Origin of the sequence: Methylococcus sp. S1M (assembly GCF_051295855.1) — a bacterium.
Lineage (GTDB): Bacteria > Pseudomonadota > Gammaproteobacteria > Methylococcales > Methylococcaceae > Methylococcus > Methylococcus capsulatus.
Map to the genome: position 1 here is coordinate 17,495 of NZ_JBPDXO010000003.1, position 22,230 is coordinate 39,724.

The 22,230-nt window shown below is 63.0% G+C and carries 33 protein-coding genes and 1 pseudogene; 10 read left to right on the forward strand and 24 right to left on the reverse strand.

The window, feature by feature from the left end; translation table 11 throughout:
• From ACSHWJ_RS06430 to ACSHWJ_RS06460, 7 genes are all read left to right on the forward strand, one after another.
• On the forward strand, window positions 1-1,557 hold the full coding sequence (locus tag ACSHWJ_RS06430; RefSeq protein ID WP_017364694.1) for an efflux transporter outer membrane subunit: 1,557 nt from the start codon (window positions 1-3) through the stop codon (window positions 1,555-1,557).
• Window positions 1,558-1,616: 59 nt separating this feature from the next.
• Complete coding sequence (locus ACSHWJ_RS06435) at window positions 1,617-1,931, forward strand: P-II family nitrogen regulator (protein ID WP_218797110.1); 315 nt, start codon at window positions 1,617-1,619, stop codon at window positions 1,929-1,931.
• A 121-nt stretch (window positions 1,932-2,052) separates the two neighbouring features.
• Window positions 2,053-2,223, forward strand: a complete 171-nt coding sequence (locus ACSHWJ_RS06440; protein WP_432539510.1) for a hypothetical protein — start codon at window positions 2,053-2,055, stop codon at window positions 2,221-2,223.
• 93 nt (window positions 2,224-2,316) lie between these two features.
• Window positions 2,317-2,763, forward strand: coding sequence for a transposase (locus ACSHWJ_RS06445; RefSeq protein ID WP_432539511.1), 447 nt, complete (start codon window positions 2,317-2,319; stop codon window positions 2,761-2,763).
• Between the two features lie 60 nt (window positions 2,764-2,823).
• Window positions 2,824-3,021, forward strand: a complete 198-nt coding sequence (locus tag ACSHWJ_RS06450; protein ID WP_218800822.1) for a helix-turn-helix domain-containing protein — start codon at window positions 2,824-2,826, stop codon at window positions 3,019-3,021.
• Window positions 3,022-3,093: 72 nt separating this feature from the next.
• On the forward strand, window positions 3,094-3,870 hold the full coding sequence (locus ACSHWJ_RS06455; RefSeq protein ID WP_432539512.1) for an HNH endonuclease: 777 nt from the start codon (window positions 3,094-3,096) through the stop codon (window positions 3,868-3,870).
• A gap of 451 nt (window positions 3,871-4,321) precedes the next feature.
• Entirely contained in the window at window positions 4,322-4,618 is a 297-nt protein-coding gene (locus ACSHWJ_RS06460) for a type II restriction endonuclease (protein WP_432539648.1), read from the forward strand.
• 113 nt (window positions 4,619-4,731) lie between these two features.
• Here the strand turns inward: ACSHWJ_RS06460 and ACSHWJ_RS06465 are convergent.
• Window positions 4,732-5,959: pseudogene (locus ACSHWJ_RS06465) on the reverse strand (IS256 family transposase).
• A 67-nt stretch (window positions 5,960-6,026) separates the two neighbouring features.
• Here ACSHWJ_RS06465 and ACSHWJ_RS06470 point away from each other — a divergent pair.
• The 3 genes from ACSHWJ_RS06470 to ACSHWJ_RS06480 are packed head-to-tail and all read left to right on the forward strand — an operon-like array spanning window position 6,027 to window position 7,539.
• Window positions 6,027-6,731 carry an HI0074 family nucleotidyltransferase substrate-binding subunit gene (locus tag ACSHWJ_RS06470; protein ID WP_218800819.1) on the forward strand — a complete coding sequence of 235 codons (705 nt, stop codon included), beginning with the start codon at window positions 6,027-6,029 and terminating at the stop codon, window positions 6,729-6,731.
• Window positions 6,728-7,135 carry a nucleotidyltransferase family protein gene (locus ACSHWJ_RS06475; RefSeq protein WP_432539513.1) on the forward strand — a complete coding sequence of 136 codons (408 nt, stop codon included), beginning with the start codon at window positions 6,728-6,730 and terminating at the stop codon, window positions 7,133-7,135. The genes ACSHWJ_RS06470 and ACSHWJ_RS06475 overlap by 4 nt, the downstream gene beginning before the upstream one ends.
• Window positions 7,132-7,539 carry a type I restriction-modification system subunit M N-terminal domain-containing protein gene (locus tag ACSHWJ_RS06480; protein ID WP_432539514.1) on the forward strand — a complete coding sequence of 136 codons (408 nt, stop codon included), beginning with the start codon at window positions 7,132-7,134 and terminating at the stop codon, window positions 7,537-7,539. The genes ACSHWJ_RS06475 and ACSHWJ_RS06480 overlap by 4 nt, the downstream gene beginning before the upstream one ends.
• Window positions 7,540-7,628: 89 nt before the next feature.
• Here the strand turns inward: ACSHWJ_RS06480 and ACSHWJ_RS06485 are convergent, their stop codons facing one another.
• The 23 genes from ACSHWJ_RS06485 to ACSHWJ_RS06595 form a co-directional block, all read right to left on the reverse strand.
• Window positions 7,629-8,924, reverse strand: a complete 1,296-nt coding sequence (locus ACSHWJ_RS06485; protein ID WP_282213601.1) for an ammonium transporter — start codon at window positions 8,922-8,924, stop codon at window positions 7,629-7,631.
• A 160-nt stretch (window positions 8,925-9,084) separates the two neighbouring features.
• Window positions 9,085-9,249 (reverse strand): hypothetical protein, encoded by a 165-nt coding sequence (locus tag ACSHWJ_RS06490; RefSeq protein ID WP_017364703.1) that lies wholly within the window; start codon window positions 9,247-9,249, stop codon window positions 9,085-9,087.
• A 16-nt stretch (window positions 9,250-9,265) separates the two neighbouring features.
• A complete protein-coding gene (locus ACSHWJ_RS06495) occupies window positions 9,266-9,748 on the reverse strand; it encodes a hypothetical protein (RefSeq protein ID WP_218800816.1) in 483 nt (160 codons plus the stop codon).
• 26 nt (window positions 9,749-9,774) lie between these two features.
• Complete coding sequence (locus ACSHWJ_RS06500) at window positions 9,775-10,095, reverse strand: hypothetical protein (protein WP_282213602.1); 321 nt, start codon at window positions 10,093-10,095, stop codon at window positions 9,775-9,777.
• A 124-nt stretch (window positions 10,096-10,219) separates the two neighbouring features.
• A complete protein-coding gene (locus ACSHWJ_RS06505; protein ID WP_282213603.1) occupies window positions 10,220-10,459 on the reverse strand; it encodes a hypothetical protein in 240 nt (79 codons plus the stop codon).
• An 11-nt stretch (window positions 10,460-10,470) separates the two neighbouring features.
• Window positions 10,471-11,148, reverse strand: coding sequence for a fumarylacetoacetate hydrolase family protein (locus ACSHWJ_RS06510; protein ID WP_282213604.1), 678 nt, complete (start codon window positions 11,146-11,148; stop codon window positions 10,471-10,473).
• A gap of 21 nt (window positions 11,149-11,169) precedes the next feature.
• Window positions 11,170-11,421, reverse strand: coding sequence for a hypothetical protein (locus ACSHWJ_RS06515; protein WP_282213605.1), 252 nt, complete (start codon window positions 11,419-11,421; stop codon window positions 11,170-11,172).
• Window positions 11,414-13,126: an AAA family ATPase gene (locus ACSHWJ_RS06520; RefSeq protein WP_282213606.1), complete on the reverse strand. Its 1,713-nt coding sequence runs from the start codon at window positions 13,124-13,126 to the stop codon at window positions 11,414-11,416. The genes ACSHWJ_RS06515 and ACSHWJ_RS06520 overlap by 8 nt, the downstream gene beginning before the upstream one ends.
• Window positions 13,127-13,156: 30 nt before the next feature.
• A complete protein-coding gene (locus ACSHWJ_RS06525) occupies window positions 13,157-13,390 on the reverse strand; it encodes an FmdB family zinc ribbon protein (RefSeq protein ID WP_282213607.1) in 234 nt (77 codons plus the stop codon).
• Window positions 13,391-13,410: 20 nt separating this feature from the next.
• Window positions 13,411-13,659 carry a BolA family protein gene (locus tag ACSHWJ_RS06530; protein ID WP_010959624.1) on the reverse strand — a complete coding sequence of 83 codons (249 nt, stop codon included), beginning with the start codon at window positions 13,657-13,659 and terminating at the stop codon, window positions 13,411-13,413.
• 5 nt (window positions 13,660-13,664) lie between these two features.
• Window positions 13,665-13,997 carry a Grx4 family monothiol glutaredoxin gene (gene grxD / locus ACSHWJ_RS06535; protein ID WP_432539515.1) on the reverse strand — a complete coding sequence of 111 codons (333 nt, stop codon included), beginning with the start codon at window positions 13,995-13,997 and terminating at the stop codon, window positions 13,665-13,667.
• Window positions 13,998-14,149: 152 nt separating this feature from the next.
• Window positions 14,150-14,458: a 2Fe-2S iron-sulfur cluster-binding protein gene (locus ACSHWJ_RS06540; RefSeq protein ID WP_017364710.1), complete on the reverse strand. Its 309-nt coding sequence runs from the start codon at window positions 14,456-14,458 to the stop codon at window positions 14,150-14,152.
• A gap of 55 nt (window positions 14,459-14,513) precedes the next feature.
• Window positions 14,514-15,002, reverse strand: coding sequence for a hypothetical protein (locus ACSHWJ_RS06545; RefSeq protein WP_432539516.1), 489 nt, complete (start codon window positions 15,000-15,002; stop codon window positions 14,514-14,516).
• 13 nt (window positions 15,003-15,015) lie between these two features.
• A complete protein-coding gene (locus tag ACSHWJ_RS06550; RefSeq protein WP_010959620.1) occupies window positions 15,016-15,342 on the reverse strand; it encodes a (2Fe-2S) ferredoxin domain-containing protein in 327 nt (108 codons plus the stop codon).
• A gap of 103 nt (window positions 15,343-15,445) precedes the next feature.
• Complete coding sequence (nifW, locus tag ACSHWJ_RS06555) at window positions 15,446-15,784, reverse strand: nitrogenase-stabilizing/protective protein NifW (protein WP_010959619.1); 339 nt, start codon at window positions 15,782-15,784, stop codon at window positions 15,446-15,448.
• A 46-nt stretch (window positions 15,785-15,830) separates the two neighbouring features.
• Window positions 15,831-16,985 carry a homocitrate synthase gene (gene nifV, locus ACSHWJ_RS06560; RefSeq protein WP_432539517.1) on the reverse strand — a complete coding sequence of 385 codons (1,155 nt, stop codon included), beginning with the start codon at window positions 16,983-16,985 and terminating at the stop codon, window positions 15,831-15,833.
• Window positions 16,986-16,993: 8 nt separating this feature from the next.
• Window positions 16,994-17,332 carry an ISC system 2Fe-2S type ferredoxin gene (gene fdx, locus ACSHWJ_RS06565; RefSeq protein WP_010959617.1) on the reverse strand — a complete coding sequence of 113 codons (339 nt, stop codon included), beginning with the start codon at window positions 17,330-17,332 and terminating at the stop codon, window positions 16,994-16,996.
• Window positions 17,333-17,334: 2 nt separating this feature from the next.
• A complete protein-coding gene (gene hscA / locus ACSHWJ_RS06570; RefSeq protein WP_282213609.1) occupies window positions 17,335-19,194 on the reverse strand; it encodes a Fe-S protein assembly chaperone HscA in 1,860 nt (619 codons plus the stop codon).
• Window positions 19,194-19,727, reverse strand: coding sequence for a Fe-S protein assembly co-chaperone HscB (gene hscB / locus ACSHWJ_RS06575; RefSeq protein ID WP_010959615.1), 534 nt, complete (start codon window positions 19,725-19,727; stop codon window positions 19,194-19,196). Before hscB ends, hscA begins: the two co-directional genes overlap by 1 nt.
• 11 nt (window positions 19,728-19,738) lie before the next feature.
• Window positions 19,739-20,062 carry an iron-sulfur cluster assembly protein IscA gene (gene iscA / locus ACSHWJ_RS06580; RefSeq protein ID WP_010959614.1) on the reverse strand — a complete coding sequence of 108 codons (324 nt, stop codon included), beginning with the start codon at window positions 20,060-20,062 and terminating at the stop codon, window positions 19,739-19,741.
• 26 nt (window positions 20,063-20,088) lie between these two features.
• On the reverse strand, window positions 20,089-20,475 hold the full coding sequence (erpA, locus tag ACSHWJ_RS06585) for an iron-sulfur cluster insertion protein ErpA (RefSeq protein WP_010959613.1): 387 nt from the start codon (window positions 20,473-20,475) through the stop codon (window positions 20,089-20,091).
• A 25-nt stretch (window positions 20,476-20,500) separates the two neighbouring features.
• Window positions 20,501-20,920 (reverse strand): Fe-S cluster assembly scaffold IscU, encoded by a 420-nt coding sequence (gene iscU / locus ACSHWJ_RS06590; protein WP_010959612.1) that lies wholly within the window; start codon window positions 20,918-20,920, stop codon window positions 20,501-20,503.
• 41 nt (window positions 20,921-20,961) lie between these two features.
• Window positions 20,962-22,173 carry an IscS subfamily cysteine desulfurase gene (locus ACSHWJ_RS06595; RefSeq protein WP_017364717.1) on the reverse strand — a complete coding sequence of 404 codons (1,212 nt, stop codon included), beginning with the start codon at window positions 22,171-22,173 and terminating at the stop codon, window positions 20,962-20,964.
• Window positions 22,174-22,230: the final 57 nt, after the last annotated feature.

The window sequence follows — 22,230 nt, forward strand, 5'->3', positions numbered from 1 at the left end:
ATGCGCATCACCCTGTACGATTCGGCTCGAGTCCTGCTGCTGCGCCTCGCGCTTGCGGCCGGCTTGGGGCTCCTGCTCGACGGCTGCAACAAAATCGGCCCGGACTTCCACCGGCCGGAAATCAAACTCACCGATACCTGGCTGGATGCGCCGAAAAAAGCCGCCAAGGCCGGCGATTTCCGCAACTGGTGGAAACTGTTCAACGATCCGGTGCTGGATCGTCTCATCGAGAAGGCTTACCGGCAGAATCTGGACGTCCAGAAAGCGGCGATCCGCATCTATCAGGCGCGCGCCCAGCTCGGCATCGCCAAAGGTTATCTGTTCCCCCAGAAACAGAACGTGGGAATGGACACATTCTATGAACGCATCAGCGAATACTCGCCCTACTACCAGGGAAGCGATTTCCACACGTTCACCTATTTCCAGACCGGATTCGACGCCATGTGGGAGCTCGACATCTGGGGCCGGTTCCGCCGCGGCATCGATGCCGCGGGTGCGGAACTGGCGGCATCGACCCTGCAATATGACGACATGGTGGTGACGCTGACCGCCGAAGTGGCTGCCGCCTATGTCCAGATACGCACGTTCAATCAGCGCCTGGCGCTCGCCAAGGGCAATGCCGACCTGCAAGAACGCAGCTTCCGCGTCGCCGAATCGCAGTTCCGCAACGGCCTGAGCACCGAACTCGACATGCAGCAGGCCAAGGCGCTGCACCAGGCGACCCTGGCCGAGATCGCCAACCTGGAAGTGGGGCTGCGCCAGTCGAAGAATGCCCTGAGCGTCCTGCTGGGGATGCAGCCCAGCCACCTCGAAAAGGAACTGGGCCCGGACAGCGACATCCCCGCCGCCCGGTCGGAGATCGCCATGGGCATCCCGACCGACATCCTGCGCCGCCGCCCCGACGTACGCGCCCAGGAATACAAGGCCGCCTCCCAATGCGCCCAGATCGGGATCGCCGAGAGCGAACTCCTCCCCCGCCTTTCCCTGGTCGGCACCGTCGGCTTCAATTCCGGCAGCATCGACGGACTCGACGTGGCCAACGCCATCAGCCCTTCCGGGCTGGCGGGCAAATTCGGACCGACCGTCATCTGGCCGATCTTCCAGTACGGACGACTGACCAACAACGTCCGGGTCCAGGACGCCAAGTTCCAGGAACTCCTGACCGACTACCGCAGCACCGTATTGCGCGCCCTGCGCGAGGTGGAAGACGCGATCATCGCCTTCAAAAAAGCCGAGGAAAGGGTGGCCAGCCTGTCGGACGGCGTCCGGGCCTCCCAGCGCGCCGCCGAACTCGCCTTGCGGCAATACCAGAACGGACTCGAGGACTACACCCGGGTCCTCAATTCGGAACTGTTCCTGGTGCAGCAGCAAGACCGGCTGACCGCCAGCCGCGGAGACGTCGCCCGCAGCGTCATCGCCATGTACAAGGCGCTGGGTGGCGGCTGGGAGATTCGGGAAGGCCGGGAACTGCTGCCGCCCGGCGTGAAGAAGGAAATGCGCGAGCGTACCGACTGGAGCGACCTGCTCGAGGAACCCGTCGGCAAGGGAATCGACTAGCCACCAAGCGGGACCGGCGGACGCACCTCGCGCCGGTCTCGCGAAGAGAGGACAGGCGAATGAAACTGGTGACCGCAATCGTACCCTCACGCAAGCTGGATGAAGCCCGCGAGGCCCTCCTGGAAACCGGCGCCACCGGCCTCACCATCAGCCGCATTCTCGGCGAGGCGTGCGAAAGGCACGCGCCCCGCGCCGACGACTGCTCGTTCAAGCTGGAGATACTCGCCACCGAACGCATGGCGGGCGCCGTCGTCGAATCGCTCATCGGCATCCTGGGCCCGAAGGCGGCCGAGGATGCCCGGATACTGGTCTTCGAACCGGAACAGGCCGTCCGCATCCGCACGCAGGAAAGCGGCGATGCGGCCGTGGGCTGAACGCCGAGCGGCGTCTAAGCAAGGAGGCATCGCCAAAGCGGCCGGCACATCATCCGTATCGTATTGCCCAAAAAAAGCCAAAGGCAGTACATTGGCGTCTCATCGCTGACGAGATGCCGCCATGTCACGCCGGAAGGACGAAACCCTTTCCATACGCACCTCCGCCGAGATCAAGCAGCTGTTGCGCATGGCCGCAGAGCGCGAACGGCGATCCCTCGCCTCGATGATCGAGATTCTGGTGTTGGAGTACGCGCGGACACACTGGCTGAAGCCCGGTTGCGCCTGGAGTTGAAGCGGCAGGGTTATGTGTGGAAGCGCACGCGCTACAGCTTGAAAAAAACGCGACCCGGAGCGATTCGGGCAAGCCCGGGTAGAGATCGATGACTTGATTCAACGCGCGCAGGCGGGCGAATCCGAACTGGTCTATGTGGATGAGGCGGGGTTCGCGTCGCAACCGCCGAACCGCCCAGCCTGGAGCAAGGTGGGCGAAACGCATGCGGTGCTAGCGAAGCGGTCACAACGCCCGAATGTCATCGGTGTGCTGCTGTCCTCGGGACGGTTGATGCGGGCGAAGCTGTGGCAGAGCGTGACTGGCCTGTGGTTCTTCGGCTTTCTCATGGCCGTGATCGAGCGCGTCAGGAAACCGATGGTGCTGAAAGAAAAGGGCATGCGATTCTACTTCCTGCCGCCCTACAGCCCTGAATTGAACCGGATCGAAATCCTGTGGAAAAAGATGAAGACGAGTGGCTGCCCTTCCATTCCTTCACGCCGACTGAGTTGGAGCAGGCCATCGACCAGATCGGCACTGGCTTCGGCGCAAAATACCAACTGACTTTCTGCTAGGCACTTAATGGGTCATAATGTCCCTTAAAGTTCCCAAAAATGACAGAGCATGACCCATGCACAACCACTGGAGCTGCTGCGGCAGGCCCGCGACAGGTTCACTCAGCGCGAGATTGCCGAACACGTTGGCAAAACACCCAAGACCGTGAGGCGCTGGGAAAAGGGGGAAGTCCCCTGTCCGGCCATGCTGGAACCGGCACTGCGCGATCTGCTGCAGAAGTCCGCCCATACTCCGGCAAGCGGCTAAGCTCATATTCCCGCATCTCGTCGGACAGTGTCTAACCACTCACCGTAACCGATCGAACTGCCCAAGTACGTCGTGAGTTCTAAGCGCTGGAACAAAGAACAACTCAAGCTGGCTTTCAACCTGTATTGCCAGATTCCTTTCGGCAAACTGCACAGCCGCAACAGCGAAATCATCGAGCTGGCTAGATTGATCGGACGCACGCCTTCGGCGGTGGCAATGAAGCTTGTCAACTTCGCCAGCCTTGACCCGGCGATTACCGCATCCGGGCGGAAGGGTTTGGGTAACGCGTCGGCGCTGGATCGTGAGGTATGGGACGAATTTCATGCTGATTGGGAAAAGCTCGCTTTGGAATGCGCGACGCTCGATCAACAATTGCGCTCGGCGTCGACAATCGAACTAGCAACCGATTCGCTCGACAGCTTCGACTTGAACGACTACAGCGGCGAAACGCGCCGAGCGATTGTCGAGCAGCGCGTGAAACAGCTTTTTTTCAGGCGTGCGGTGCTGGCAAGTTACGGCGGGCGTTGCTGCATGTCCGGCTTGTCCGACGCGCGGCTGCTAGTGGCTAGCCATATCGTGCCGTGGAGCCGCGATAAGGTGAACCGACTCAACCCGAGCAACGGCTTATGTTTATCGGTGCTTCACGACAAGGCGTTCGACCGGGGGCTTATCACGGTTTCTGATGAATTCCGCGTTATGGTTTCCAGCCAGCTTCGAGATTCGCCCGACGGCTCGATGCTGAAATCGATTTTGGTAGCTTTGCGCGACCAACCTATCGAGAAGCCCGAGCGTTTCCTGCCTCGGGCTGATTTTTTGGCAAGGCACCGGGCTGAGGTTTATGTCGGCTGAATCTCGCACCTTGGGGCCCCAGATGTATTCGGTATTCGAGTATCTGTATAGGGATGCAGCCAATTACAAAGCGTGGGGGAGTGTGTTGTTACATGGTTTGCCGAGCCCTTCGGACATAGATTTGCTAGTAGGTTGTTTGGAAGACGGTGCGTATTTTGTTGCCGAGCAAGTTGGCATACCCGTTTTGTACGAAACGCTACACGCTGTGTCGGGTGGCCAGACCGAGGACGACCACGCTTTCCATGAGTTCGTCGCGTGGCAGGTGGTTACGCGGGAGGGCGAGGAAATGCTTACCGCTTGGGGAAGCGTCGAAGACTTGCTGAACGCATTTCGCGTAGCGAAACATAACTGGAATGTGAACCTGTCCCGCCATGCAGGATGCGATATGGGAGCCATGTCCATACCAGCGTGATGGAAAACCGGCTCAAGCCAGATTTCATCTTTCGCCGGCATCAGCCATTACCACAATGCAGCCTTCCCACAGGCAAGGCTGACGATGCTGGCATCGAAATCGACCTGCAAGGACAGGTGGCGGCAAATCCTCAACGAAGCCGCCCGCATTCCTGACAAGCACCTCCTGACACTTGAACCCAGCATCAGCGAGAACCAGACGGACGAGATGAAGGCAGAACGGGTTCAGCTTGTGCTGCCCAAAAGCCTGCACCCCACCTGTACGGCGGCACAGCAGGAATGGCTGATGGATGTGGAAACATTCATTGGGCTGACCCGGCAACGTCAGAACGCGTGATACTGAAAAAATGCGTCGAAGAGAACACCCACACTGAAACCCAGGCCTGTCTGAATTTTTGTGTTCGAGGCTGGGTACTGGGCCAGCTTGGTGATGCGGACCCGCTGGACATATTACGCGACCGGTCGTGTGAATCGCTGGCCGTAGGCGATGGTGAACTGGTTCAAGGCCTCTTTCCACTGCCTGGCTTCTCGGCCCCAGTCAGCCGTGATGTTGCGCAAGGTCAGCCACAGCAGCTTGGTGGCTGCATCATCGCAGGGAAAGTGCCCCCCGCGTCTTGATGATCTTGCGCAGCTGGCTGTGCAGGCTCTCGATGGCGTTGGTCGTGTAGATCACCGTGCGCACCGCCGGGCTGAAGGCAAAGAACGGGATGACACGGTCCCACACCCTGCGCCAGGCAGTTCCACGGTGGGGAACTTCTGCCCCCAGGGGCCGGCATCCAGGGCGTCGAGCTCGGCCTGTGCGGCTTCTGCGCTGGGCGCCGTGCAGATGGGCCTGAACGCTGCGGCCAGCGCCTTGCGATCCTTCCAGCTCGCGTAGTCCAGGCTGTGGCGGATCAGATGCACGCTGCAGGTCTGCAGCGTCGTAGCCGGAAAAACCGCTGCCAGCGCCTCGGGGATGCCCTTGAGCCCGTCAGTCACGGCAATCAGGATGTCGGCCACCCCGCGTGTTTTGAGGTCGTTGAAGACCTTCATCCAGAACTTGGCTCCCTCGGTGTTGTCGGTCCACAGACCCAGGATGTCGCGCGTGCCATCGGGCAGCACGCCGTCTTCGCGGATCTTCACGCGCAGCGCGTCGAAGAACACCACCGGGTACATCGCCTCCAGCGGCCGGCCCTGCCAGGCCGTTACCTCGGCCAGGACCTCATCGGTGATGCAGCTGATGAATTCGGGGCTGACTTCGGTGCCGTACTGCTCGGCCAAAAAAGCCTGGATTTCGCGCACGGTCATGCCCCGTGCGTACATGGCCACGATCTTGCCGTCAAAACCGGTAAAGCGCCGCTCATGCCTGGGGATGAGTATGGGCTCGAAGGAGCCTGCGCGGTCGCGCGGCACGTCAATGCGCAGCGGCCTGTTCTGGGTCAGTACCGTCTGGCAGACTTGCCGCTGCGCTGGTTGGCGCCTGCTCGGGGCGCTCAGCCCCCGGAGGGTAGCCCAGGTAGTGCGTCAGCTCCGCGCCCAGCGCCCGCCCGATCAGCGCTTTCTTCAACGCCATGGTGTTGGTGTTGATCTGCTCGCCCGTCATCGGCGTGGCGCCCCCGCTGAAGTATTCAAGGACTTCGGGGGGAATGGACGGCAGTGCTGCCATATCGGCTTTCGCCGCTTTCTTCTTGCTTGGCATAGATGTGCTCCTCTTTCAGCAGGCTATGCCTCAAACACAAAATTTTTGATAGGCTCATCAGAGGGAATTGAATCCCGTCCTGCTCAATCAGTTTTTGATATCTGATCGTGGGCAAAAGCAAATTGACAGTTTCCAGGCGGGTGGAAACAGGCAAGGGCTGAACTTCGGGCAAATTCGATCATTCGAAATTCCGCTGCCGCCTACTGAAAATGAGCAACAAGCAGTCGCCGACTGCCTCGGCTCCCTCGACGACCTCATCGCCGCCCAGGCCCAGAAGCTCGACGCGCTCAAGGCCCACAAGAAAGGGCCGATGCAGCAGCTATTTCCACCCATTCATAATTCACAATTAACCATGACCGACACCACGCCCCGCTGGCATTACCGCTTCGACAATTATCGCCGTGCTTTTTCGTTGTTGCGCGAGGCCATGGAACAGGAAAGGCCATTGACCCAACTGGAAAAGGAAGGCGTCATTCAGCGCTTCGAATACACCATGGAACTTGCCTGGAAAACCCTGAAGGATTATCTGGAAAGCGAAAACGTGGTGTTCGATCAAATCACGCCCCGCGCGGTCATTCGCCGCGCCTTCGAGGCGGGCGTCATTCGTCAGGGCGAAGCCTGGCAGAACGCCCTGGATGCGCGCAATCGCATGTCGCACACCTACAATTTCGAGACGTTCGAGCGGGTGATTGACGATATCCGCTCCAGTTATCTGGCGGCATTCGATGAGCTGTATGAATTCCTGCTGGCGAAACGGGCGGAAGGCTCATGAGCGACGATTTCGGCTTGTCCGCGGAGGCGTTGGAGATCGTGCGCGGGATATTGAACACGGCGGGAGACCGCATTGAGCGGGTGGCGGTTTTTGGCTCACGCGCGGCGGGACGGTATAAGCCGAATTCCGATCTGGATCTGGTGCTGTACGGGAGCGCCGACGATGCGGTTTGCGACCGTCTGTGGACATTGTTTCAGGAAAGCAGTTTGCCATTCTCCGTGGACATCAAGAGCTACGGTGACATTCAGCATCCGCCGCTGCGCGCGCATATCGACCAGACGGCGCGCACGCTTTTCGTGCGTAAGGATGCCGATCTGACGCTTTTCCGTCCCGATACCCCTGCAGCGCTGCAATCATTGGTTGCCAACGAACATTCGGCCGATAAACGAGAAACGGGCTCATGACCGAACAGGAACAGAAACAACTGGGCAATACCCTGCGGGGCATCGCCGCCCAATTGCGCGGGGCGATGAACGCGGACGACTTCCGCGATTACATGCTTTCCTGCCTGTTCCTGCGCTATCTCTCGGACAACTACGAAGCAGCAGCGAAAAAGGAGCTGGGGAGGGATTACCCGAAGCCGGCGGCGGATGACCGCCGCGCGCCCTTGGTGGTGTGGTATGAAGAGAACCCGGCCGACATCGCCGAGTTCGAAAAGCTGATACGGCGCAGGGAAGATCGAGACGGCCACTCAGCGGCACAACGGGTTTCTCCGGGAACTGGGGCTGCCGTTGCTACCGTCGGTCGAGCGGGCCTGACCGGAAAAAAGGGCATCCGCTGGACTCTCCCGATCCGGGGGCGCGGCTGAATCAGGCGAAATACCCGTTTTTTCCGTTGACCGCCGCCCAATGACCAACGCTGAAGGCCGCGCCGTTCATCCCGGAGCGAACCGCCGCCTCAGAAGTAATAGCCCTTGCCGTTGTGCGAACTCAAGTCCAGTCCTTCGGTCTCCTCGTCGGGGCCGACGCGCAGTCCCGGCCAACGGTTCAGACCTTTGAGTATGAAATAGCTGACGGTTCCGCTCCAAACTCCGGCGGCAGCGATCGCGACGAGCTGAACGCCGATCCGCTGCCCCACCCCCAAGTCACCCGGAAATCCCGAACCGCCCCAAGCCCCGCCGGCGACCAAGGGGGTGAGGAGCACGCCCAGCAGGGCGCCGGCCGCATGCACCGGGAACACATCCATGGCATCGTCGATTTCCAGCCTGCGCCGGATCCAGGGGATCGCGAAGAAACAGGCCAGCCCGCCCGCGCCACCGACGATGACGGCACCCTGCGGCCCGAGGTAACCTGCCGCGGGCGACAGCGCGACCAGGCCGGCGATCATGCCGGTCACCAGTCCGAGCAACGTGGGGCGACCGAAGCGCCACCACTCGGCCACCATCCAGACCATCGCGCCGGCGGAAGCGGCCAAGTGGGTGTTCAACATCGAGAGTGCCGCCGCACCGTTGGTGATCAAGGCGCTGCCGGCACTGAAGCCGTGCCAGCCGATCCACAGCATCCCGGCGCCGGCCGCCGTCAGGGTCAGATTGTGGGGCGGCATGAGCGCATCCGGAAACCCACGCCGCGGCCCCACCAGCCAGGCGGCCGTGAGCGCCGAGACGCCGGCGGTCGCATGGACCACCACCCCGCCGCTGAAGTCCGCCGCACCGAGACGGGCCAGCCAGCCGCCGCCCCACAGCCAGTGGCAGACCGGCGCATAGACCAGCAGCATCCACAGGGTGGTGAACCAAAGCATGGCCGAGAACTTCATCCTCTCGGCGAAGCCACCGACCATGACCGTCGGCGCCAGTACGGCGAAGCCGAGATGGTAGATGCAGTACGCCGCTTCCGAAACGGGCCCGACCGCCGAGTCGGCCGTCAGACCGTGCAGGAACAGCCTGGACGTGCCGCCGAGCCATGGCGACGAGGACTCCCCCCCACCCAGGGCGAGGCTGTAGCCGGCGCCCATCCAGACCAGAGACACCAGGGCGGCGACGGCAAAACACTGGGCCAGGACGGAGAGTACGTTCTTGGTGCGGACCAGCCCGGCGTAAAGCAAGGCCAACCCCGGCACCGTCATGAACCAGGCGAAGCCGGTCGATGTGAGAATCCAAGCGGTATCCGCTGCATCGAGCTCCGCCGCTTCGAGCGGCCGCGCCACCAGCAGACATCCCAACAAGCTGAAACCGAAGAATTTCGGACCTTGCCCCATCACTCCCCCGTCTGTGTATCGTGGCGCGGTCCGCGCCGACCGGAAGCCATCTCCGCCGGATTCTCACCCCTCCGGGAGACCGCATGCACCAAACGGGGGCAATGAAACCACGATTGGACGGGTGTGCCAAGGTTCGAGGAGACTTTCCGCCGGGATGCGATCACTCGCTCATGTCGGGGGACAGGATCACTTCGTCCGGAACGCCGTTTCCATTCCGCTGAAGATCGATCCCTCCCACCCGCGCATAGCCGGCATCTCCTTCGTAGAGAACGACGGCGTCTCTCGGCATTTCGAGCAGCGCCCGTATCAGTTGCTCCACGGTCATAGGTGGAACCGCCGGCTCACAGGTCGTCCGATATGACTTCCAGCGCGATCAGCTGTTCCCGCAGCGCCATGTGCGCCGGGAAGCCCTCCCGGCCCTGGTAGAACGGGTCGCCGTAAAGGGCGCGGGAGGCCGACTCGTCGGAAAGGTAGACCCGGCAGGCGTGGAGCCCTTCCGCGAGGGTTGCGACACAGGCTTCGAACTCGGAGACCGGCTCGGGGTCATAGACGCCTTCCCCCAGGAGATCGTCGGCCCGGTACAGGTCGGTGTCCCAGCCGTGCTTTTCCGCCAGTTCGAATATCGGGCCGTGGCTGGCCCCGGCTTCGGGGGATTGCGGCGTGAGGCCGGCGGCTTCCAGCAACCGGCGGGGGCTGGTCACGGTGAAAATCACGCGGCCTTCCCGTGCCTTGGCGACGCTCACCTTGCGGGAAAAGTCCTCCCGGTCGAAGGCGAACCAGGCGTTCGCCTTGCCCGGGCTTGTTACCTCGACGACATGGATCATGGGAGTTTTCCCGAGTGGAGGTGAATTCAATGAGTCAGGCGGGCGGCTACCACCTCTTCGCCCGACTCCGCCCGAACCGCAAGCTTGATGTCGACGGCGCGGCTCAGCCAGCCCAAGGTCACCGCGCGGAAGGCGGCTTCTTCGGCCTCGTCCCAGATCAGGCACAGCAGGGCTTCTTCGCGGTTGAGCAGTTCGTCCTGCTCCAGTTTGGTCACGGCAAGCTGGCAGGCCAGCGGGTCCGCCTCGTTGCGGGCGAACACCTCGCGCGCCGCCGCGATGCCGTCGGCAATCTCGTCTTCCGACGCGAGGGCAGCGTGCTCGCCCTCGATGGTGATGATGAACGCCATGGGTCTCTCCAATCGAATCTACGAAAATGCAGTGGAATATCCGTATGTATCAGCCTCGGAAAGTAGGCTTCCCTCACCCCTTCCCCTCTCCCAGAGGAAGAGAGGACGGGGACGAGGCTTCAAGCTACAAGGGCACACCGAAAAACCATTCCTCGCTGCCGCCCCAGGCGAGATGCAAGCGGTAGGCGGAACGCCAGCGCGCCGCCTCGGCCTCGTCGGCCGGACGGTGACTCAGTTCCGCGTTCGGCGTGTCGGCGGTGAAATAGGCACGGCCATTGCGCAGAAAGCGGGCGAGATCCTTGCGGTCGTTGGGCCGGACCACCGCCCTGGGCACACCGTCGACCAGGATCGTCGTCACCTGCATGGCTACCTCCGCTATCCGATGGTGATGATCAAGGGCTCCAATCCCGCGACGGTGGCCTCGATCACGTCGCCCTGGAACACCGGACCGGCCAGACCCGACGAGCCGGTGTAGATGAGGTCGCCGGGATACAGCTCCATCCGGGTGGAAAGATAATGCACCGTCTCGGGCACCTTCCACAGCATATCGGCCACGTTGCCGCTCTGCCGGACCTCGCCGTTGACCTTGAGCTCGATCCTGCCGCTGGCGATGTTGCCGGCGTAGAACTCCGGCGTGATCGCCGAGCATGGCGAGGAATGGTCGAACGATTTGGCCTTGTCCCAGGGCAGGCCCTGCGCGATGGCGTGATCGAGCGCATCGCGCAGGGTCATGTCCAGGCCCACGGCATAGCCGAACACATACTCGTGATCGACCCTGTCCGCGGGAATGTTGCGGCCGCCCTTGTGCAGTGCCACCACCATTTCCGCCTCGGGACACAGGGCGCCGGTGCCGGGCGGATACGGCAGCACGGCATTGTTATGGAGGATGGCGCCGGCTGGCTTCAGGAAGAAGCCCGGCTCGGCGGGCTTGACCGCTTCCCGGCCGGATTCAGGGTAATTGTGGGCGAGGCAAAAAATGCGGCGCACCGGAAACGGCTTGCTCGACATGGCGTCGAGGGTGATCACGGGGGCGGGTGGGAAGGCATAGTTCATGGTGGGTTCGATCCTGTTCCATTACACCAGCCGGTCCGGCCAACGGTATCCGGCGTCCGCTTCGAATTCCAGGTAATGAATCCTGAAATGCTCTTCCATCCTTTCGGCTTCGGGAAGGCTGCCTTCCCGCTCCGGGTACAGCGCCAGCAGCGCGCTGCGATGTGCGGCCCAGGCCTTGAGCAGCGCCCGACGGGCCGCCTCCACCGTGGCGCCGGCCCCTCGGAACATGAAGTGATGGGTGTTCATCTCTGCGACGACGAAACGTTCACCCATCGCGCCCCCCTTCAGCCATCCCGAGATCCATGCCGCGGAAGATCGAGCAGCGCTTGAACACCTCCAGGCTGGGCGCGGCCTGCTTGTGCGAGCAATATTTGGCCACCAGTTTGGCCAAGCCTTTGATGTCGCGTCCGGTGGCAGCCGGAAAGACGTCCGCCAGTTGGCCGATCAGGGCCTCGTCCACCGCCAGTGCGAACTGCTCGGTCATGACCCGCCAGATCTTGCAGCGGTCCTCCCGTTCGGGCGGATGGAACTTGATGAGGGCGATGCAACGGGAGACGATGGCCTCGTCGATGTCGTCCACCCGGTTGGTGGTCAGGAACAGCAGGCCGTTGAAATATTCCAGCACCCGCAGGAACACGCCGACCACCGCGTTCATGGTGATGTCGTCGTCGCGGCGCTTGATGTAGACATCCGCCTCGTCGATCAGCATGACGGCGCCCCAGCGCTGCGCCCGGGTCAGCACGTCCTTCAGCGAGGTTTCCATCGCCGCCACGTTGAGACCGAGCTGACCGGAATGCACCCGATACAGCGGACGCCGGATGATCTCGGAATAGACCTCGGCGGTGAGGGTCTTGCCGACGCCCGGGGGACCCGCACAAAGCACGGTGGTGCCGCCGGACTTGCCTGCCACGATGTCATCCATCAGCACGTCCATCTCGGCGGTGAGGATGTCGATCAGGTCGGTCTGCTCCTCCGGCAATACCAGCTTGCGCTTCAAGTCCGGCCGGTATTCGTAGGGAGCGATGTCCTCCACATGCACCCACAGATAATGATGCAGCTCCAGATGGAACATCAGGATGTAGGGATGCACCGGAAGCTGGGTGAACAGCCCTTCCGGCATCGCGTCCTGCAGCTCCTGGACTTCATCCTCGGCGTCGTAGCGGTTGCTTTTGGCCGCTTTGCGCAGATACGGCCCCAGAATGTCGCCCGTGGCATCGAGGGTCAGCGCCCGCTGGGTGAGGATGCCTTCGTCGTTCACCAGCCGAGCGCTGCCACCGCCCGAGGACAGCACCACCACATCCTTGCGCGACCAGTCGGTGTCGCGGTGGGTGGCGGCCGGATCCTCGGCATAGAAACCGACACCCTGCCCCGCAAACTGGTCTCCGTAGCGGGCGCGCCAGTCGAAATAGCGGGCGGTGATGCGATCGTAGTCGTCGATCAGCGCGGGCGTCTCCTTGAGGAATCCCTTGGTGGCGAAGATCTCCCCCACGGTGCGCCCGGCGACATCGCTGGCGGTGATCCGCAGCGCGACCGTGGCGAGACTGCCCTTGGCGTTGGCCTTCAGTTCGATGATGATCTTCCCGGTCTCGTCGTTCGATTCCGGAATGTAATCGAGCCGGGTGACGACGTAAGGCAAGGGCCGGTTGGTGACGTTGGCCGTGAACACCCAGCCGCGAATGGCATCGGTCGCGAGATAGCGGGCGATGGCGGGCACCACCTGCTCCAATTCGTTCGCCTCGAAGCGTACCCCATCGTCGTTGAGCGCTTTTTGCAGTACCGCAATCTGTACCGCCCGCTGCTTCAAGTCCGGACCGGCCTCCTCGTACAGGTTGCGCAGGAAATTGACCTCGGCATTCTCCAACTGGGCGAAGGCGATCTCCGCTTTGTTCCCGAACCGCAGCTGGTCCTGCAGCCCTGCCAGACGCGGGAATTCGGTGACCATGGCTTCCACATAAGGCTTTTCGATCTGAAGTTTCACGGCACTGCCCTCGCCCCAGGGTTCGATGGGTCATTTCAAGCGCGGACGCTCGGACGGTTTGTAATTGCTGAAGTGTCCCTCCCTGGCGGCCTGGGCACGGGCCTTCTGGATCAGTCCGGGCGTCTTCATGTGCGGCGCGATCTGAGCCAACTGCTTCTCCATGTTGGCGCTGCCGCAATGCGGGCAGAGCGGCGTGTCACTGGCCTTGATGAGCAATTCGGTGGTCTGGCCGCAGTCGCGGCAATGGAAATCGTATAACGGCATGGCTCGTCTCCTGATTGAACTCAAGCGGAACCGGCCTGCCGACTCCATTCCGCCGGCGTGTAGACCTTCATGCTGATGGCGTGCAAGGCGCCGGTGGACAAGGGCTCGCTGACGGTGGCCAGGACCCGTTGCTGGCGCTTTACGGGGCTGAGCCCCTCGAAGGCCTCGCCGATGACCACCACGGAGAAATTACAGCCCTCGCCTTCCACCCGGACTTCGCAGCCGGGGATACCCGCTTCGATGAGGGTGCGGACTTCGTCGATTTCCATGGACTCTAGCCTTGCGCCTGACCGGCCGCGGCCGCCTCGAGCAGGGACTTCAGCTCACCGCTCGCCGCGAGTTCGCCGACGATGTCACTGCCGCCGACCAGCTCACCGCCGACGAAGAGCTGAGGAAAAGTCGGCCATTGCGATACGCTCGGCAGCGTCTCCCGGATCGAGGGGGCCGCCAGGACGTTCACATAGGCGAACGGTACGCCGGCCGCCTGCAGGCAGGATACGGCCTTGGCCGAGAAGCCGCACTGCGGCATCTCCGGCACGCCCTTCATGTAGAGAAGGACCGGATGCTTGGCGATCTGGTCGCGGATGGTGTCTTCGATGGTGCTCATGGAGGTGCCTCTGGGACTGGAAGGGAATTTTCGCCCCCACCCTCTCCTTCCGGGACGATGCCGCCCAATCGCCGGTCGCTTCGTCCCCGGCAGGGGATGATGGCTGAGATTTCGCCGGCTTTCCCGAAAGGAGAAGGTGTGGAACGCACTACTTACAGGCCGGACGCGAAGCCCAGCAGTTCGACGGTGATGTCCTCCTCGCCGGTGACTTTGGCCTGACACGCCAGGCGGGACTTGGAACCGACGCCGACGATGGTGTCGAGCCGGGCGTTCTCTTCGGCGCCGATCCTGGAAACGCTCTTGCGCCCCGCCTGCACGAAGATGTGGCAGGAGCCGCACTGGGCGTTGCCTCCACACTTGTGCATGATGGCCTCGCCGGCTTCCATGATGAGTTCGAGCAGGGATGCGCCTTCCCGGGTCTCGACGGTTTTTCCGGAAGGCTGGATGGTCAGGATAGACATGTGACGTCCTCTCAAGTGTGTGTCTTGGTGGGTGTAAAAAATTCCAAAAGCCCGGTCAGGCCGCGCTCCCATCCGCAAAAGCCCGGATCACGGAGGCGCCGACACTGTCGGTCCGGTCCAGTTCGCCCAGCTTGGCCAACAGGCGTTCGCAGTCCTCCCTGTCGCCCCGGCGCAGGCGGATGAAGGCCAGCGCCTTGAGCGAGAACAGGTAGAAATGCTGGGGCGCGTCGTAGCGCTGCCAGTCGACGGTAGCCGGCGTCAATGCCTCGATGTCGTTCGGAAAACCGCCTTGCAGCGCCGCCGCCTCCAGCGCCATCCGCACGACCCGCTCGGCATCGGCCAGGCGTCCCTTGTAGAAATAGAATTTGTACATCGAGAAATAGACCGACAAGGCCTGGGGCGCCGCGGCGTGCGCCTGCCGCAAGTAGGCCTCGGCCTGCTCGGTGTCGGCATAGGCGCTCATCGCCTGCTCCAGGAGGACTCCCACCTGGGCGGGTACCTCGCCGGCATAGAACGAGCGCAGGGGATCGGCGCTGGCGGTCATCGTCCGGCTCCCGTCAGCTCCAGAGCGCGGCCGGGGCGAGCAGCCTTTCGACCGGCCGGCCGTTCTTCAGATGTTCTTCGATGATCTCGGACACGTCTGCCGGACTCACCTTGGAATACATCACGCCCTCCGGATAGACCAGGACGGTCGGCCCGAGATCGCAGGTGCCCAGGCAGCCGGTGCTGGTCAGCGCGAACTGGCCGTAGAGCTGGCCGGCCTCGAACTGCTGCATGAAGGTCTGGAATACCGCCGTGGAACCGAGCTGGCCGCAGGAACCGCGCGGATGGCCGGGCGGACGGGTCTGGGCGCAGACGAAGACGTGTTTACTGGGTTTTGGCATGAAAAGTCCTCTCCTTTGTTGAATCGTCGTCGGTCCCCTCACCGGGGACCCGCGGCACTCGTCCGCACACTTTCCCTTCCCGCAGGGGGAGAAGGGCGAAATCTCAGGCCCGCTGGCCGCGCGTGGCCAGGCTGGCCTTCAAGCTGTCCAGCGAGATGCTCTTGCCATCCTGATCCTGGAACACCTTGAAGACCTTCTCCTGGGCCGCCGTGGACTTCACGAAGTCGTCGTGGGCCTGTTTCAACAGCGCCTTGCAGGTCGCCATGGCGGTGACCTCGTCCATGTCGTCCGGGACGGGGCTGCGGTTCAGGTACTGGTTGAAACGCTTCAGGATGTGCAGCCGATTGACGTGCACGACCGAGGGCTCGTATTCCACGCCGAAGAAATCGAGGAATTCCTCGGCCGCGGAAAAACTTTGTAGGCGCTGCAAAACCGGATTCATGATGATTCCTTACCCTTCAGGTTTGTTACATTGCCGGTCCCGCGTCTCAGCCGAAAAGACCCGGACGCGGCTGGGACGACACCGAGGTTTCGGCGTAGAACAGCTTCAGTTCGGTCTCGCTGGGCGGGCGCTTGGTCTGGCTGGCGTGGATGCGGATGCGCTTGAGCAGCCTGCCGGCGTCCGTTTCGCTTAGCTCGATCCCGAGCTGGCGGAAGCTCCGCTTCACCGCGTGGGTGCCGGAATGCTTGCCCAGCACCAGACGGTGCTCACGGCCCAGATCCTTCGGATCCACGCCCTGGTAGTTGATGAGGTTCTTGAGCAGACCGTCGACATGGATGCCGGCCTCATGGGTGAACACGGCCTCGCCGACGATGCTCTTGTTCGCGGCCACCGGCCGGCCGGAGGCGGCCGCCACCAGTCCGGAAATCTCCGGGAAATGATCGACGGCGATGCCGGTATCGACGCCATAGAGCTGGTGCAGAGCCATCACGGTTTCCTCGATGGCCGCGTTCCCGGCCCGCTCCCCCAGGCCGTTGACCGTGGTGTTCACATGGCTCGCCCCGGCCTGCACCGCCATCAGGGTGTTGGCCGTCGCCAGCCCGAAGTCGTTGTGGGCGTGCATCTCGATTTCCAGATCGGTGGCCACGGCCAGCCGGCGGATGCGCTCGAAGGTGGACATCGGCTCCAGCAGGCCCAGGGTGTCGGCGAAGCGGACCCGCCGGGCGCCGGCCCGCTGCGCCGCCTCGGCGACCTGCAGCATGAAGTCGGGATCGGCGCGGGAGGCATCCTCACACCCGACACAGACCTCCAGACCGGTGTCCAGCCCCCGCTTCACGAAACGGTCGATGCTGGCCAACACCCATTCGCGGGTCCGGTTCACCTTGTGGCGGAGATGGATGTCCGATACCGGGATCGACAGGTTCATCCGATCGGCGCCGCAATCGGTGGCCGCCGCCAGATCCCGCTCGCACATCCGGCCCCAGACCATCAGCCGGGCCGATAGTCCCAGGCCGGCGATGGCCCGGATCACCTCCTGCTCCTCGGCGCCCATGACGGGAATGCCCACTTCCATTTCCGGCACGCCGGCCCGAGCCAGCGCACGAGCTATGGAAAGCTTTTCCTCGGCGGTGAAAGCGACGCCGGCGGTCTGCTCGCCGTCGCGAAGGGTGGTGTCGTTGATGGTGACCCGCTGTGTAACCATGGCTGGCCTCACTTGAGTTCTTTGGCCAGATTACGGCTGTAGCGTGGCAGTTCGATGACCAGGTCGGCCTTGCTCACCACTGCCTGGCAAGCCAGGCGGGAATGCGGCTCCAGTCCCCAGGCGCGGTCCAGCATGTCGTCCTCGGCGTCGTCCGCCGGGTTCAGCGATTCGTAGCCTTCCCGCACGATGACGTGGCAGGTGGAACAGGCGCAGGCCATCTCGCAGGCATGCTCGATCCCGATCCCGCCGTGGAGCAGCGCATCGCAGATGCTCTGGCCGTAGCTCGCCTTGATGACGGCGCCTTCCGGACACAGCTCGGCATGGGGCAACACCTTGATCTGCGGCATGCTCAGACTCCCAAACTCTCCAGCTTCTGGCCGGTAAGGGCGGCCTTGATGCTGTGGTCCATCCGTCGCCCGGCGAATTCCGTGCTTGCCTCGTTCAGCGCGTCGGCGGCATTCTTGATCGCCTGCCAGTCCGAGCCCTCCATTGCGCCTTTGAGAACCTGCAAGCCTTTCACCAGCACCTCGAGCTCTTGCTCGCTCAGGAGTCCACCGTCCTCGGTCAAGGCCGACTCGGTGGCCTCGATCAGGCGCGCGGCTTCGACCTTCTGCTCCTGCAGCCGCCGCGCTTCCAGATCGTCGCGGGCATGCAGATAGGAGTCCTCGATCATCCGCGCCACTTCGGCGTCGCTGAGCCCGTAGGACGGCTTGACCTCGATCCTCGCCTCGACCCCGCTGGTCTGCTCGGCTGCGGTCACGTTGAGGAGGCCGTCGGCATCGACCTGGTAAGTCACCCGGATGCGCGCCGCGCCCGCCGCCATCGGCGGGATGCCGCGCAACTCGAAGCGCGCCAGCGAACGGCATTCGCTCACCAGTTCACGCTCGCCCTGTACCACATGGATGCTCATGGCGGTCTGGCCGTCCTTCCAGGTGGTGAACTCCTGGGCCCGCGCCACCGGTATGGTGGTATTGCGCGGCACGATCTTTTCGCACAGGCCGCCCAAGGTTTCGATGCCCAGCGACAGCGGAATCACGTCTAGCAGCAGCCAGTCGCCGCCCGCGCGGTTGCCGGCCAGCAGGTTGGCCTGCATGGCGGCGCCGAGCGCCACCACCTTGTCTGGATCGAGATCGGTGAGCGGCGTTTGCTGGAAGAATTCGGCCACCGCCTCCCGGATGCAGGGCATGCGGGTGGCGCCGCCGACCAGGACCACGCCCTTGATGTCGTCGATGGCCAGTCCGGCGTCGCGCAGAGCCTTGCGCACCGGGGTGAGCGTTTTCTTCACCAAACCGGCGGTCAGCTCCGCAAAGGTGTCGCGGCTCAAGGTCGCCACGATCCGGGAGCCGTCCGACAGCACGGTGTCGACGGTCGTCTCCGTCTGTTCGGAGAGCCGTTCCTTGGCGGCACGGGAGGCGGTAAGGAGAAGACTCGCGTCACTGCTGGAGAGGCCGTTCAGCCCGCTCTGGGCGAGCAGCCAGTCGTAGACCGCGCGGTCGAAATCATCGCCCCCCAGGGCCGGATCGCCATTGGTGGCGAGCACTTCGAATACGCCGCGGGTGAGCTTGAGCACCGAGATGTCGAAGGTGCCGCCCCCTAAGTCGTAGACCGCGTACACGCCCTCGGCGGCGTTGTCCAGCCCGTAAGCCACCGCCGCCGCGGTCGGCTCGTTGAGCAGCCGGAATACCTCCAGCCCGGCGAGCTTCGCGGCGTCCTTGGTCGCCTGGCGCTGGGCCTCGTCGAAATAGGCCGGCACCGTGATGACCGCCCCCGCCAGCTCACCGCCCAGCTCCGCGACCGCCCGGTCGCGCAGGACCTTGAGAATCTCGGCCGAGACCTGGACCGGGCTGATGCGCCCGGCGCGGGTGTCGAACTGCACCATGCCCTCGCCTTCGACGAAACGATAGGGCGCGCCGTGATGGCTGGCGAGGTCGCCCAGTCCGCGGCCCATGTAGCGCTTGACCGACACGAAGGTGTTCTCGGGATCTTCGGCCTGCCGGGCCTTGGCCTCGTAGCCGACCTCGATCGCGCCGGCACCGAGGTACCGCACCACCGAAGGTAACAGAACCCGCCCTTGGTCGTCGCCCAACACTACCGTCTGTTCGCCCCGGACGGTGGCCACCAGCGAATGGGTCGTACCCAGGTCGATCCCCACCGCGAGCCGCCGCTGCGGCTTCACGCCGGCGCCGGGTTCGGAAATCTGTAGCAGCATCAGTCCTCCAGCAGGGCGTGCGCCTGATCGAGATCACGTTTGAGTTTTTCCAGGAAGGCGAGCTGGCGCACCAGCACCGCGGCATCCGGATGCGATTGCTGGACGTCGAGCATGGCGCCGAGCGATTCGATCAGATGATCCATTTCCTTCTTCAGCCGGAAACCGAGCCGGTCCAGCGCCGCTTCGCTGCGGCCGGCGATGGCGTCCTGCATTTCCTCCCGCCATTCGATCTGCTCCAGCAGGAACTCCGCCGGCATCGCCGTATTGTCTTCTTCCCGCGTATCCACGCCGTGGATGCGAAGCAGATAGCGCGCCCGCTCCAACGGGCGCTTCAAGGTCTGGTAGGCCTCGTTGGCGAAAGTCGCCCATTGCAGAGACAGGCGCTTTTCCACGTCGCTCAGATGGGCCGCCTTGTCCGGATGGACGCGGGCTTGCAGCTCCAGGTAATGGCTGTCCAGGACGCTCTGGTCCAGCCGGAACATTTCGGGCAACTGGAAAAACTCGAAATAGTTACGGGGCGCCATTTCGCTCATGGCCATCGCTCCTAGACGTTGAAACTCTCGCCGCAACCGCATTCGTTCTTGACGTTGGGATTGTTGAACTTGAAGCCTTCGTTCAGGCCTTCCCGCACGAAATCCAGTTCGGTGCCTTCCAGATAGACCAGGCTCTTCGGATCGACCAGCACGGTGACACCGTGGCTTTCGAAACGTTGATCCTCCGGTGCCGGCTCGTCGACGAATTCCAGGGCATAGGCCAGACCGGAACAGCCCGACGTCTTGACGGCGACCCTCAAGCCGACGCCGGTACCCCGCGCCGCCAGATGCTTCTGGACCTGTGCCGCCGCTTTTTGTGTCAGTGTCACCGCCATCTCGTCCTCCTTCTGGCACACGGGTGTCAGTGAGACGAACAGCTTGCGCCGCCGTCGACCGAGAATGAACTGCCGCAACTGCAGGACGACGTGGCGTTCGGGTTCTTGATGACGAAACGGGAACCCTCCAGCCCCTCCTGGTAATCGATCTCGGCGCCCTGCAGATACTGCAGACTGGTCGGATCGACCAAGAGGACGACACCATCCTTCTCCACTGTCGTGTCGTCCTCGTTCACGGCCTCCTCGAAAGCAAAGCCGTACTGCATCCCCGAGCAGCCTCCGCCCGATACATAGACCCGGAGCTTGAGCGCCGGATTACCTTCCTCGGCGATCAATTCGCTCACCTTGGCCGCGGCGTTGCCGGTAAATATCAATGCAGGCTCGGAAGGCGTCAGATCGACGATGCTGGTCATGGCTGTCATAACGTCGTCCTCGCCTTCAGGCGGCCGATTTGCGAATTTCGTAGCCATCATCGGCCACGCCCAGTTTGGCCTTGTAGTCCGAGACGGCGGCCTTGATGGCGTCTTCGGCCAGCACGGAGCAGTGGATCTTCACCGGTGGCAGCGCCAATGCCTCGGCGATGTCGGAGTTCTTGATGGCCAGGGCCTCGTCGACGGTCTTGCCCTTGACCCACTCGGTCACCAGCGAGCTGGAGGCGATCGCCGAACCGCAGCCATAGGTCTTGAATTTGGCATCCTCGATCACGCCTTCCTCATTGATCTTGATCTGCAGCTTCATCACGTCGCCGCAGGCCGGAGCGCCGACGACGCCGGTGCCCACGCCGTCTTCGTCCTTGTCGAAGGAGCCGACGTTGCGGGGATTTTCGTAGTGGTCGATGACTTTATCGCTGTATGCCATGGTTGTTCTCCCGATTGGATGGTGAAGAAGGTGGGGCGTGTCTAATGCGCGGCGGCCCACTGAACGGTGTTGAGGTCGATCCCGTCCTTGTACATCTCCCACAGGGGTGAGATCTCGCGCAGGCGAGCGACCTTGTCCTTGATCAGGGAGATGGCGAAATCCACGTCCTCCGCCGTGGTATAGCGGCCCAGAGTGAAGCGGATCGAGCTGTGGGCCAGCTCATCACTGCGGCCCAAAGCACGCAGCACATAGGAAGGCTCGAGGCTGGCCGAGGTACAGGCCGAACCACTGGACACCGCCAGGTCCTTGATGGCCATCATCAAGGACTCACCCTCCACGTAGTTGAAGCTGATGTTCAGGTTGTGCGGCACCCGCTGTTCCAGATCGCCGTTGATGAACACCTCTTCCATGTCCGCGAGACCGGCCAGCAGCCTGTCACGCAGCCGACGGATGCGTTCGTTCTCCGCCGCCATCTCCTCGCGGGCGATGCGGAAGGCTTCCCCCATGCCGACGATCTGGTGCGTGGCGAGGGTGCCGGAGCGCAGACCCCGCTCATGGCCACCGCCGTGCATCTGTGCCTTGAGCCGGATGCGCGGCTTGCGGCGCACGTAGAGGGCGCCGATGCCCTTGGGACCATAAGTCTTGTGGGCGGAGAAAGACATGAGATCGACCGGCAGCTGCTCCAGATCGATCTCGACCTTGCCAGTGGCCTGGGCGGCATCGACGTGGAAGATCACGCCGTGTTCCCGGCAGATCCGCCCGATCGCCGCGATGTCCTGAATCACCCCTATCTCGTTGTTGACCTGCATTACCGAAGCCAGCACGGTGTCGGGCCGGATCGCCGCCCTGAAGGCGTCCAGATCCAGGAGACCGTTGGCCATCGGCTCGAGATAGGTAACCTCGAAACCGGACGACTCCAGCTCACGCATGGTATCGAGCACCGCCTTGTGTTCGGTCTTCACGGTGATCAGATGACGGCCTTTGGTCTGGTAGAACTCGGCCGCACCCTTGATGGCGAGGTTGTCCGACTCGGTCGCGCCGGAGGTCCAGACGATTTCCCGGGGATCGGCGTTGACCAGCTTCGCCACTTCCTCCCGCGCGTTCTCCACCGCCTGTTCGGCGGTCCAGCCGAAGGTATGGGAGCGGCTGGCAGGGTTGCCGAAGTTTTCCGTCAGGAATGGAATCATCTTCTCGGCAACACGTGGGTCGACCGGCGTCGTAGCCGAGTAATCGAGATAGACCGGTAGCTTCATTGGCTGTTCTCCGAGTTCGCCAGAGGGACGGGCGGTTTGCCTTGACCTCTATCTAGC

Excerpts from the sequence above, each read along its gene's own strand:
- ACSHWJ_RS06500 (WP_282213602.1), bottom strand. The coding sequence starts at position 10,095 with ATGGCGTTCATCATCACCATCGAGGGCGAGCACGCTGCCCTCGCGTCG.
- ACSHWJ_RS06515 (WP_282213605.1), bottom strand. The coding sequence starts at position 11,421 with ATGGGTGAACGTTTCGTCGTCGCAGAGATGAACACCCATCACTTCATG.
- fdx (WP_010959617.1), bottom strand. The coding sequence starts at position 17,332 with ATGCCGCAGATCAAGGTGTTGCCCCATGCCGAGCTGTGTCCGGAAGGC.
- ACSHWJ_RS06510 (WP_282213604.1), bottom strand. The coding sequence starts at position 11,148 with ATGAACTATGCCTTCCCACCCGCCCCCGTGATCACCCTCGACGCCATG.
- hscA (WP_282213609.1), bottom strand. The coding sequence starts at position 19,194 with ATGCTGCTACAGATTTCCGAACCCGGCGCCGGCGTGAAGCCGCAGCGG.
- ACSHWJ_RS06480 (WP_432539514.1), top strand. The coding sequence starts at position 7,132 with ATGACCGAACAGGAACAGAAACAACTGGGCAATACCCTGCGGGGCATC.
- hscB (WP_010959615.1), bottom strand. The coding sequence starts at position 19,727 with ATGAGCGAAATGGCGCCCCGTAACTATTTCGAGTTTTTCCAGTTGCCC.
- ACSHWJ_RS06595 (WP_017364717.1), bottom strand. The coding sequence starts at position 22,173 with ATGAAGCTACCGGTCTATCTCGATTACTCGGCTACGACGCCGGTCGAC.
- ACSHWJ_RS06540 (WP_017364710.1), bottom strand. The coding sequence starts at position 14,458 with ATGTCTATCCTGACCATCCAGCCTTCCGGAAAAACCGTCGAGACCCGG.
- ACSHWJ_RS06550 (WP_010959620.1), bottom strand. The coding sequence starts at position 15,342 with ATGCCAAAACCCAGTAAACACGTCTTCGTCTGCGCCCAGACCCGTCCG.
- iscU (WP_010959612.1), bottom strand. The coding sequence starts at position 20,920 with ATGGCATACAGCGATAAAGTCATCGACCACTACGAAAATCCCCGCAAC.
- ACSHWJ_RS06435 (WP_218797110.1), top strand. The coding sequence starts at position 1,617 with ATGAAACTGGTGACCGCAATCGTACCCTCACGCAAGCTGGATGAAGCC.
- ACSHWJ_RS06495 (WP_218800816.1), bottom strand. The coding sequence starts at position 9,748 with ATGATCCATGTCGTCGAGGTAACAAGCCCGGGCAAGGCGAACGCCTGG.
- ACSHWJ_RS06490 (WP_017364703.1), bottom strand. The coding sequence starts at position 9,249 with ATGACCGTGGAGCAACTGATACGGGCGCTGCTCGAAATGCCGAGAGAC.
- ACSHWJ_RS06545 (WP_432539516.1), bottom strand. The coding sequence starts at position 15,002 with ATGACCGCCAGCGCCGATCCCCTGCGCTCGTTCTATGCCGGCGAGGTA.
- ACSHWJ_RS06430 (WP_017364694.1), top strand. The coding sequence starts at position 1 with ATGCGCATCACCCTGTACGATTCGGCTCGAGTCCTGCTGCTGCGCCTC.
- nifV (WP_432539517.1), bottom strand. The coding sequence starts at position 16,985 with ATGGTTACACAGCGGGTCACCATCAACGACACCACCCTTCGCGACGGC.
- ACSHWJ_RS06485 (WP_282213601.1), bottom strand. The coding sequence starts at position 8,924 with ATGGGGCAAGGTCCGAAATTCTTCGGTTTCAGCTTGTTGGGATGTCTG.
- grxD (WP_432539515.1), bottom strand. The coding sequence starts at position 13,997 with ATGAGCACCATCGAAGACACCATCCGCGACCAGATCGCCAAGCATCCG.
- ACSHWJ_RS06525 (WP_282213607.1), bottom strand. The coding sequence starts at position 13,390 with ATGCCGTTATACGATTTCCATTGCCGCGACTGCGGCCAGACCACCGAA.
- ACSHWJ_RS06530 (WP_010959624.1), bottom strand. The coding sequence starts at position 13,659 with ATGGAAATCGACGAAGTCCGCACCCTCATCGAAGCGGGTATCCCCGGC.
- ACSHWJ_RS06440 (WP_432539510.1), top strand. The coding sequence starts at position 2,053 with ATGTCACGCCGGAAGGACGAAACCCTTTCCATACGCACCTCCGCCGAG.
- ACSHWJ_RS06505 (WP_282213603.1), bottom strand. The coding sequence starts at position 10,459 with ATGCAGGTGACGACGATCCTGGTCGACGGTGTGCCCAGGGCGGTGGTC.
- iscA (WP_010959614.1), bottom strand. The coding sequence starts at position 20,062 with ATGGCGGTGACACTGACACAAAAAGCGGCGGCACAGGTCCAGAAGCAT.
- nifW (WP_010959619.1), bottom strand. The coding sequence starts at position 15,784 with ATGAATCCGGTTTTGCAGCGCCTACAAAGTTTTTCCGCGGCCGAGGAA.
- ACSHWJ_RS06475 (WP_432539513.1), top strand. The coding sequence starts at position 6,728 with ATGAGCGACGATTTCGGCTTGTCCGCGGAGGCGTTGGAGATCGTGCGC.
- ACSHWJ_RS06450 (WP_218800822.1), top strand. The coding sequence starts at position 2,824 with ATGACCCATGCACAACCACTGGAGCTGCTGCGGCAGGCCCGCGACAGG.
- erpA (WP_010959613.1), bottom strand. The coding sequence starts at position 20,475 with ATGACCAGCATCGTCGATCTGACGCCTTCCGAGCCTGCATTGATATTT.